8 protein-coding genes and 1 pseudogene are annotated in these 9,440 nt (G+C 68.3%); 1 reads left to right on the plus strand and 8 read right to left on the minus strand.

Going from position 1 to position 9,440, the window contains the following annotated elements:
- Positions 1 to 81: 81 nt before the first annotated feature.
- From AC5RV2_RS10935 to AC5RV2_RS10960, 6 genes and pseudogenes are all read right to left on the minus strand, one after another.
- A pseudogene (locus AC5RV2_RS10935) lies at positions 82 to 339 on the minus strand (response regulator); the annotation flags it as partial.
- Between the two features lie 67 nt (positions 340 to 406).
- A complete protein-coding gene (locus AC5RV2_RS10940; protein WP_494092348.1) occupies positions 407 to 1,675 on the minus strand; it encodes a sensor histidine kinase in 1,269 nt (422 codons plus the stop codon).
- Between the two features lie 19 nt (positions 1,676 to 1,694).
- Positions 1,695 to 2,543 carry an ABC transporter permease gene (locus tag AC5RV2_RS10945; RefSeq protein ID WP_494065336.1) on the minus strand — a complete coding sequence of 283 codons (849 nt, stop codon included), beginning with the start codon at positions 2,541 to 2,543 and terminating at the stop codon, positions 1,695 to 1,697.
- A 2-nt stretch (positions 2,544 to 2,545) separates the two neighbouring features.
- Positions 2,546 to 3,532, minus strand: coding sequence for an ABC transporter ATP-binding protein (locus AC5RV2_RS10950; protein ID WP_494092349.1), 987 nt, complete (start codon positions 3,530 to 3,532; stop codon positions 2,546 to 2,548).
- Between the two features lie 257 nt (positions 3,533 to 3,789).
- Positions 3,790 to 5,148: a protein kinase domain-containing protein gene (locus AC5RV2_RS10955; protein WP_494092350.1), complete on the minus strand. Its 1,359-nt coding sequence runs from the start codon at positions 5,146 to 5,148 to the stop codon at positions 3,790 to 3,792.
- Between the two features lie 111 nt (positions 5,149 to 5,259).
- Positions 5,260 to 6,237, minus strand: coding sequence for a LysR family transcriptional regulator (locus tag AC5RV2_RS10960; protein ID WP_494092353.1), 978 nt, complete (start codon positions 6,235 to 6,237; stop codon positions 5,260 to 5,262).
- 74 nt (positions 6,238 to 6,311) lie between these two features.
- Between AC5RV2_RS10960 and AC5RV2_RS10965 the strand changes: the two genes are divergently transcribed.
- Positions 6,312 to 8,060 (plus strand): L-aspartate oxidase, encoded by a 1,749-nt coding sequence (locus tag AC5RV2_RS10965; RefSeq protein WP_494092351.1) that lies wholly within the window; start codon positions 6,312 to 6,314, stop codon positions 8,058 to 8,060.
- A gap of 13 nt (positions 8,061 to 8,073) precedes the next feature.
- Here AC5RV2_RS10965 and AC5RV2_RS10970 read toward each other — a convergent pair whose 3' ends face one another.
- Entirely contained in the window at positions 8,074 to 8,259 is a 186-nt protein-coding gene (locus AC5RV2_RS10970; protein ID WP_494065340.1) for a PspC domain-containing protein, read from the minus strand.
- A gap of 97 nt (positions 8,260 to 8,356) precedes the next feature.
- On the minus strand, positions 8,357 to 9,175 hold the full coding sequence (locus AC5RV2_RS10975; protein ID WP_494092352.1) for a class I SAM-dependent methyltransferase: 819 nt from the start codon (positions 9,173 to 9,175) through the stop codon (positions 8,357 to 8,359).
- Positions 9,176 to 9,440: the final 265 nt, after the last annotated feature.

Consider the following 9,440-nt stretch of genomic DNA (forward strand, 5'->3'; position numbering starts at 1 on the left):
CGTCCTCCGTACCATCGAGGAACGCGACGTGCGCTTTGTCCGGCTCTGGTTCACCGACATCGTCGGGTCGCTGAAATCGGAGGCGCTGGCCCCGGCCTGCAGCCCGGCAAAGGCGTACTCGTCCAGGTCGAAGGTGGTCAGGATGATCACCCGCGCGCACAGCCCCGCGGCCACGATCTGCCGGGTGGCTTCGATGCCGTCCATGACCGGCATCCGCACGTCCATTAGCACCACGTCGGGCGAAAGCTCATGCGCCAGCCGCAGCGCCTCGGCCCCGTCGGACGCCTCCCCCACCACGGCGACGTCGTCCTCGCCCTCCAGGATGAGCTTGAAGCCCATCCGCAGCAGCGGCTGGTCGTCCACCAGCAGCACTTTCACCGGCCCGGCCGGGCTCCCATCCGCGCTGTCAGACACTCGTGTTTTCCTCTCCGGGCCAATACAGGGTTGCCTCCACCATCCAACCACCGCCGGGCCGCGGACCGGCGGCAACGCGGCCGCCGTAGATGGCGGTCCGCTCGCGCATGCCGTGCAGGCCCTGCCCCGCGCCGAGCGAATCGGCCGGCCCGTCCGGCCGGCCGTCGTCGGCCACCGTGATGTGCACGGCGTCGCCGTCGCGGATCAACGCAACGTCCACCCGGGACGCGTCCTTGGCGTAGCGCAGCACGTTGGTCAACGACTCCTGCACGATGCGGAACACGGTGAGCTTGAAATTCTGGTCCTCGGGCAAGGCCGGTCCTGCCATGACCGTGCGCAGCGGCAAGCCAGCGGCCCGGAAGCCGTCCAGCAGCCCGGTCAGTTGGTCCCCCGACGGCACCGGCACCAGCGGGGCCGCGTCGCTTCCGTTCTCACTGCGCAACACCCCCAGCACCCTGCGCATGTCGGCCAGCGCCGACCGGCCGGTCGCCGACAGCTGGTCCAGGACCTGTCCGGCGCGTTCCGGATCCTTGCGCGCGACGACGGCGGCGCCGTCCGAGAGCGCGATCATCACCGAGAGCGAGTGGGCTACGACGTCGTGCATCTCCCGGGCGATCCGGGTGCGTTCGGTCGCCGACGCCAGCCGGGCGTTGTCATGAGCCCACCGCTGGAGTTCGGCCTCGTGGAGCCGGTCCCGGCGCACCGTGACCCCGATGCCCGCGGCGATGACGTTGGCCAGGACCAGCACCAGGCCGGTGACCAGTCCGACGTAGCTCGGGACCTGTCCGAGGGCAATCTGCTTGACGATCTCCGGCGGCATCCGGACGCCCATCCCCACCAGCATGGGCACGGCGGCGAGGACCGCTGCGATGACGGCCTGGACCGCCGGCCGGGCGGTGGCGACCGTGTAGACGGCGAACCACATGGCAAAGGAGCCGCTGCCGGTACTGGTCAACACCACGATCAGAAAGTCCACCAGGGCGATGGCAGCCAGCACCAGCAGCGGCGACCGGCGCCGCCAGACCAGCGCGGCGCCCCCTGCCAGCAGCAAAAGCAACGGCGGCCATTCGCCGGCGACGGCCGTGATCAGGGCATTCGGCAGGCCGAACAGCACGTGGATGCCGACCAGCACCCAGTCCATCACCACGGGGTGGGTGTGGAAGTAGCGCCGGATCGGTCCCCGGCGCCTGGACGATATTTCGGTGAAGGAGACGGCGGCCGTTCGTTCCGCCGCCTCCTTCACCGAGGACTGATGGATCACCCGTCGAGCCCGGCCGCGCCTAGACGTCCCGCGTCTTGGTGGTGACAGCCGCCCCGGCCAGCAGCACCGCGGCCCAGGCGGCCATGACCAGCCCGCCCTGCCATTGGGTCAGGTCGCCCTCGGCCGTCTCGAGCATGAGCATCTGCCGTCCCGCGTTGGAGGGCAGGTAGGGCATCACGCCGTCCTGCACCCAGTCGAAGGGGATGATCTGGGCGACGATCGGCAGCACCAGCAGCAGCACGACCAGGGTGACGATGCCGCCGGCACTGTTGCGCAGCAAGGATCCGAGCGCCAGCGCCATCAGCGCCACGACCGCCAGGTAAAGGCCGGACAACAGCATGGACTGGACCAGATTCTCCACGTCGAGCCCGAATTCCCGGCCGTAATTGGCCAGGATCGGCTGCAGCAGGAAATAGGTGGCAAAGCTGGAAGCAATTCCGACGACGGCCGCGACGACGGCGACGACCAGCGCCTTGGCGAACAGCGGCGACAGCCGGGACGGCACGGCCGTCATGGTCGAGCGGATCATGCCGGTGGAGTATTCGGAGGCGATCAGCAGCACGCCCAAGGACCCGATGATCAGCTGGCCGAAGTCGATCCCGCCGCTGGTCATGAGGTACAGGAGGGACGCATCCATGCCGGCTGCCGCCGGATCCTGGCCGGCGGCCTCCATCTGCTCCATCCCGCTGGCGACGCCCCAGCCGCCGAGCAGCCCGATGCCGACCATCACCACGACGGTGGTGGCCAGCAGCACCCAGGTGGAGCGCAGCGTGGTGAACTTGATCCACTCGCTCTTCAGCGTCCGGGGGAAGCTCACGCCGGGGCCGGTGACCCGGCCGACCTGCGGGGTCAGGGTTGCAGCGCTCATGGTCACTTTCCTTCCTGGCCGACGCCGGCGGCGACGGCAGCATGCCGTCCCGACCCTGCGGTGACGGCGTTATCGTGTACATCGGCCACCGGGCCGGAGTGGTATTCAACCTCGTCCTTGGTCAGGTCCATGTAGGCCTCCTCCAGGGACGCCTGCAGCGGGGTCAGCTCATAGACGAGCACCTGCTGGGCGAGGGCCGTCTCGGCGATGGCCCGCGCCGGGACGCCGCTGACCTCCAGCAGTTCCGGTTCGCGGGCTTCGACGGTGACCCCTTCCCCGGCCAGGGCGCGGGTGAGGACGTCGGGCCGGTCGGTGCGTACGCGCACCCGCTGCGCCCGGTTGTTGAGGATGTCCTGGATGGGCGCATCGGCGATGATCCGGCCGCGCCCGATGACGATCAGATGGTCTGCGGTGACCGACATTTCGCTCATCAGGTGCGAGGAGAGGAACACCGTCCGCCCCTCCGCGGCGAGTGCCTTGACCAGGTTGCGCACCCAGAGGACGCCTTCCGGGTCCAGCCCGTTCACCGGTTCGTCCAGGATGACGGTCTGCGGATCACCGAGCAGGGCCGCCGCGATGCCCAGCCGCTGCCCCATGCCCAGCGAAAATCCGCCGACCCGCTTCTTCGCCACCGCGCCGAGGCCGGTCAACTCGATCACGTCGCGCACCCGCTTGGTGGGGATGCTGTGGGTCGCGGCCATGGCCCGGAGGTGGTTGTACGCGGTCCGGGAGGTGTGCACCGCCTTGGCGTCGAGCAGGGCGCCGACTTCGCGCAGCGGGGCCCGGTGCTTGGCATAGTGCTTGCCGTTGACCAGAACGTCGCCGGAGGTGGGACGGTCCAGGCCCATGATCATGCGCATGGTGGTGGACTTGCCGGCGCCGTTCGGCCCCAGGAAGCCGGTCACCCGGCCCGGCTGCACGGTGAAGGAGACGCCCTGCACTGCCGGTTTGTTTCCATAGACCTTGACCAGGCCCTGTGCCTCGATCATCTGAACCGTCCTTCGTGGATTGGAGTAGCGCCCGGATTCCCGAGGCCAATGAATACGTTACGGAGTGCCGGCCGGACGCACACCGCACTGCGGGATGATCTTCGCGTCCGGCCGGATCGTCCTTACGGATGACGCTACGTGCCGCGGGCAGGCGCGCGTTACCGGGGGAGGCCCTGAGCGGCCCCTGACCGTTCCCGGAACGCTGCTAGGTACTGGAAGGGGTGCCCGCATGCTGCCGGGCCCTCGCCAAAAGTTGCTCAGACCGCCACCGCGGCAGGGGGCGACTGGTACCGGCGGCTTTCCAAGCGCAACTCCAAGTCGTCCATCACCAGGGCGGCCAAGTCCTCCAACGTCTGAGTATCTTCGGCGCTGAAGTCACGCGGTTCGAAGTCCAGTACGCAAAGGGTGCCCAGGTTGAATCCGTCCCGGGTTCTCAGCGGGACGCCGGCATAAAACTGCAACCCGAAGTCGCTGGCCACCAGCGGGTTGGCAAACGCCCGGGGATCCGCGGGCGCATTATTAATGACCCAGGGTCCGTGCTGCAGGATGGCCGAGGCACAGAGTCCGGGTTCCCGGTCGATCTGCTCGACGTCCAGGCCGTGGTGTGACTTGAACCAGATGCGATCGTGGTCCACCACGCTGACAATGGCAATCGGGGCGGCGAGAAGGCGGGAGGCCAGTGCGGTGATGCGGTCGTACGCTCCGTCCGGCGGGGTGTTCAGAATCTCGTAGCGTCGAACCGCTTCCATACGTTGAGCTTCGTCTACAGGGATGATGGATGCGTCCACCCTACGCCGGCCCCGGAGTGCGAGCCCCAAATCAGCCAAGGCCAGTGCCACCTCCCGCCCTGTGGGCCGTTCCCCTGGTTCACGCGCCATCATGGCGGTCAGCAACCCCGCCCACTCCGGCCCGAATCCTTCGGGGACGTCCGGATCACGCAGCAAACGGGCAACAGCCGACTCCAGCGGCGGGCCGGGAAAGGCAGCCTGGCCGGTAAGGCATTCCAGCAGAACCAGGCCCAGCGAATAAATGTCGCTGGCCGGGCCTATCGGTTCGCCCCTCGCTTGCTCCGGGCTGAGGTAGGCAGCTGTCCCGTAGACCCCCGGAACATGGGCATCATCGGAAACCACCATGGCGACTCCGAAATCGGCGAGCTTGGCGCGCAGGCGCGAGCCGTCGTCGTCGTAATTGAAGAGCATGATGTTGCCCGGCTTTACGTCGCGGTGGACCACCGAGGCGTTGTGGATGTAGGCCAGTCCCTCGGCCAATTCGCGGCCGATTTGGGCAACGTGGCGGGGCGGGAGGGCACCTTCGGCCAGCCGCACCCTCAGGTCGGCGCCTTCAATCAGTTCCATCACCAGATAAATTTGCGGATGTCCGGCTTCGATCTTGTCGATGCCTGCGTCCAGCAGGGTCACCAGATTCGGGTGGTTTAGCCGGGCCAAAAGCTTGATCTCCGCGTTGTCGCGGTGGAATTCTTCCTCGTCCATCGTGGGCCGTTGAATAACCTTGACGGCTACCTCCCGCCCCAAAACCTCATCTCGAGCCCGGTAAACCTTGGCGTTCGCTCCGGTACCTGCCAACTCTTTGAGCAGGTAGCGCCCGTCGAGCAGCATTCCGGATCGATCTAAATGAGGCGCCAACGTCTCCTGCTTCCCGGCTGCCTGTTTAACAGCACCCTTAGCATCTTACGGTGCAGCGGCGGCCCGTCGTGGTAGCGGTTGGGTTCATCCGCGACGCGGCGTCACGGTCACGAGTCGCGCGAGGTCGGTGCCTGGGGCGGCGAGCCGGTCCACGGTTTCGAAGACGAACTGTTGCATGGCCGCTGCCGCGGCCGAGGGCGGGACGTCCGTACGCCGGGCCAAGTTGACAGTTCGGGTCAGGTGGGGGCTCACCAGGCGGGTGCTGTCCAGCGTGGGGCGGTCGATGACCACCATGGCCGGAACCACGGCCACCCCCAGCCCCCGCTCCACGAACCGGAGCACTGCGTCCATCTCGGCGCCCTCGACGGCGATCGTCGGGGTAAGTCCTGCAGCGGAGAAGGCCGCGTCGGTGGCCACGCGCAGGTCGTAGCTGCGGTTGAACGCGACTTGGGGGATCTCCGCCAGCTCCGCCAGGGTGAGCTCGGCCTGGTTCGGGCGTCCGCCCCGTTGCCCCTGCCCGTGTCCCGGCATCGGGGAGCCCGCGGCTGAGATCACCACTAGTTCCTCGGAAAGCAGGGGGATCAGCTCGGTGCCGGCTACGGATGGTTCGGCCCCGCGGGTGACCATCAGGGCAAGGTCCAGGGCGTTCTCGTTCAGGGCGTCCACCAGGGAGCGCGAGCCGCCCTCCGTGATGTGCAGGTCCACTCCTGGATGCGCGGCCCGGAAGGCCGCCAGCACGTCGGCAACCAGTGAGACGCACAGAGTAGGCGGGGCGCCGAGCCGGACGTGGCCGCGCCGAAGCCCGGCCAGTTCGTCCATCTGCTCGCGGGCGAACCGCGCGTCGCCCAGCATCCGCCGCGCGATGGGCAACAGCACCTCGCCTGCGTCGGTCAGCGTCACCCCGGCCGGTCCGCGGCGGAACAGTTTGGTGCCGACGTCGGCCTCCAGCGCGGCGATCTGCCGGCTCAGGGACGGTTGGGCGAGGAAGAGCTCCTCGGCGGCACGGGTGAAGTGGCCGTTCCGGGCCACGGCCTCGAAGGAGGACAACTGCTCGAGTTTCATCATAGCCTTTTTGCATCAGGGTCAGTTGAACAATGCATTGGACTCATGATACCCGCCTTCCTAGCATGGGAGATATGAGCACAAAGCACGCCGCCGAGCGACTGTTGTCCACCTCTGTCCTAGTCATCGGTACCGGTGGTGCCGGATTGCGCGCCTCGATCGAACTGGCACAGCGCGGGGTCCAGGTGCTGGCGGTGGGCAAGCGGCGCAAGCACGACGCCCACACCACGCTGGCGGCCGGCGGCATCAACGCCGCCCTGGCCACCATGGATCCCGAGGACAGCTGGCAGCAGCACGCCGCCGACACCTTGCGCGAGTCCTATTTCCTGGCCGATCCGGCCATTGTGGAGACCGTGGCGCGCAATGCTGCCGGCGGCATCGAGGACCTGGAGAGGTGGGGAATGCCTTTCGCCCGGGAGGAAGACGGGCGGATTTCCCAGCGCTTCTTCGGCGCCCATAAGTACCGCCGTACTGCCTACGCCGGCGACTACACCGGCCTGGAGATCCAGCGCACCCTGATGCGCCGCGCGGCCGAACTTAACGTGCAGATCATCGACAGCATCTACATCACCCGCCTGCTGGTGGCGGACGGTACCATCTTCGGCGCGTACGGGTTCGACGTCGTGGACGGCACGCCCGTGCAGATCCACGCCGACGCGGTGATCCTGGCCGCCGGCGGGCACACCCGCATCTGGCGCCACACCTCCTCCCGGCGGGACGAGAACACCGGCGACTCCTTCCGCCTGGCGGCCCTGGCCGGAGCCCGGATCCGGGACGCCGAGCTGGTCCAGTTCCACCCCTCCGGACTGCTGGAGCCCGACGACGCTGCCGGCACCCTTGTCTCGGAGGCAGCACGCGGCGAAGGCGGCATCCTCACCAACGCGCTCGGCGAGCGCTACATGGAGCGCTACGATCCCGAACGCATGGAGCTCTCCACCCGCGACCGGGTGGCCCTGGCCGGATATACCGAGATCGCCTCGGGCCGGGGAACCGAGAAGGGCGGGGTCTATCTGGACGTGTCCCATCTGCCCCGGGAGGTTATCCTGCAGAAGCTGCCGCGGGTCTACCGCACCTTGATCGACCTGCAGATGGTGGACATCACGACCACGAAGATGGAGATCGCCCCGACCGCGCACTACTCCATGGGCGGGGTGTGGGTGGCCCCGGAGGACCACGGCACCGGCGTGGACGGGCTGTACGCCATCGGCGAGGCGTCCTCGGGCCTGCACGGGGCGAACCGCCTGGGCGGGAACTCGCTGATCGAACTGCTCGTCTACGGACGCATCACCGGCGGGCACGCCGCAGAGTACGCCGCCTCCCGCACCACTGTCCGCCGGGACCCCTCCGCCGTCGAGTCCGCCCGCACCGAGATGCAGGCCCTGCTCAGTGAGCGCGGGACCGAGTCGGCCCGGCGGCTGCAGCGCGAAGTGCGCAACCTGATGACGGAGCACGCCGGCGTCGTGCGCACCGGGCAGGGGCTGCAGGACGGCCTGAACAGGCTCGCCGCCCTCGAAGAACGCGCGCACCACGTCACCGCGCACCCGGACATCGCCGGGTTCGACGACCTCGCGCACGCCTACGACCTGCTGGGCTCGCTCCTCGCGGCCCGGGCCACGCTCGAGTGCGCCCTCGAGCGGCGGGAGACGCGGGGCTGCCACAACCGTGCGGACTTCCCCGAGATGGATCCCTCACTGCAAGGCAACTTCGTGTGGTCCCCGAGCGAGGGAGTCAGCTTCGAGGCCCTGCCCCCTGCCCCGGACTCCTTCCGGTCCCTGGCCGAGGCCGACGCCGAAGACTCAGTCGCCGGCAAGCTCGTCGAGTAGCCTTGCGCGAAGCCTAGACCTGGGCCTTGGGGATCATGATCCACAACGCGATGTACACCAGTTCCCCGACACCGACCAGTCCGAAAATCACGAACCCGAGACGCACCAGCACTTTCGGCAGGCCGAAGCGGGCGGCCAAGGCCGCGCAGACACCGGCGATCAGCTTGCCGTTCCGGGGACGAACCAATGCAGCAGCCATGGCCACAGTCTAGTAACGGAACCGGTTTCCGAACAGCATTCCGCGACGGAAACGGCCCGGAGGCACCAATCCCGCTTCCCGGCCGCTTCCAGCGCAATCACCTCTTGCGGGCCGTGAACAACAGATACTCCCATTCCATCCGGCCGTCGCCGAGATCGTGCCGGCGGGCCAGTTCTTCGAGTTCCTCGTCGAGGGCTTGGACCCGGTCGGGTTGGTCCGCGATGTAGCGGTACGTGTTGATGGTGGGGCCATAGGTGGCCTTGAAGAAGTCGCGGAACTCCGCGGCGGTGGCGAACCTGTCGACCGGCAGCTTTTCGCGCCGGGCCACGGCGTCGGTGGCCCGGTCCCCGAGCAGGTCCAGCACGTGCTGCTGGTTGCCCCACAGCGGCGGGGGTTGCGCCCCCGGAGGAGGCGGGGGTGCGTAAGGCCTCATCGTCGCGAACATCTGGCCGATGAAGCCTTCCGGAGTCCAGTTGGCGAGGGCGATCGTGCCGCCGGGCCGCAGCACGCGGACGAGTTCGTCGGCACTGGCCTGATGGTTGGGGGCGAACATGATCCCCACGCAGGAGATCGCGGCATCGAAGGTACCGTCCCCGAACGGAAGGTTCTCGGCGTCGGCCTCCTGCCAGTCCACGGAGACGCCTGCCTCTTCGGCCAGCCGGCGCCCCCGCTCAAAAAGTTCGGGAGTGAGGTCGGCCGCGGTGACCTGTGCCCCTGCCTGCGCCGCGGGGATGGCCGCATTGCCGGAACCGGCGGCAATGTCCAGGACACGGTCGCCCTTTCGAATGCCGCTGGCCTCGACGAGAGCGGTGCCCAGCGCCGGGATCACCTTGGTGGCGACGGCGGGATAGTCGCCGAGGGCCCACATGGCCCGGTGCTTTGCCTTGATCCCCGAATCGTCCGGTTGATTGCTCATGGCCCTTCCTCCTGCGATTGAAGGCCCCTCGTTTGGGGTTCTTCAAGGATGGGTCCGGGGCCGAATAAATTCCAGTGAAAAGATCCGGACGCCGGACCGCGGGCCGAACCTGCGCTGCGCCGCACGTTGGGCGGGCCGCGGATTTTCCGAGGCCGCGCCTGGTCCGGGGCCCGCGCTGTTCGCGGGTGGCGTCCGCGCGCGCCTAGCTCCGGGGCCGGCGCTGTTCGCGGGCGGCCGGGGCGGTCAGCAGCGAGGCGACCATCAC

This window comes from Arthrobacter sp. Y3225116, assembly GCF_059091245.1.

Bases quoted from the DNA above. Each gene is read 5' to 3' on its own strand.
- AC5RV2_RS10945 (WP_494065336.1), bottom strand. From the start codon at position 2,543: ATGAGCGCTGCAACCCTGACCCCGCAGGTCGGCCGGGTCACCGGCCCC.
- AC5RV2_RS10950 (WP_494092349.1), bottom strand. From the start codon at position 3,532: ATGATCGAGGCACAGGGCCTGGTCAAGGTCTATGGAAACAAACCGGCA.
- AC5RV2_RS10955 (WP_494092350.1), bottom strand. From the start codon at position 5,148: ATGCTGCTCGACGGGCGCTACCTGCTCAAAGAGTTGGCAGGTACCGGA.
- AC5RV2_RS10960 (WP_494092353.1), bottom strand. From the start codon at position 6,237: ATGAAACTCGAGCAGTTGTCCTCCTTCGAGGCCGTGGCCCGGAACGGC.
- AC5RV2_RS10965 (WP_494092351.1), top strand. From the start codon at position 6,312: ATGAGCACAAAGCACGCCGCCGAGCGACTGTTGTCCACCTCTGTCCTA.
- AC5RV2_RS10970 (WP_494065340.1), bottom strand. From the start codon at position 8,259: ATGGCTGCTGCATTGGTTCGTCCCCGGAACGGCAAGCTGATCGCCGGT.
- AC5RV2_RS10975 (WP_494092352.1), bottom strand. From the start codon at position 9,175: ATGAGCAATCAACCGGACGATTCGGGGATCAAGGCAAAGCACCGGGCC.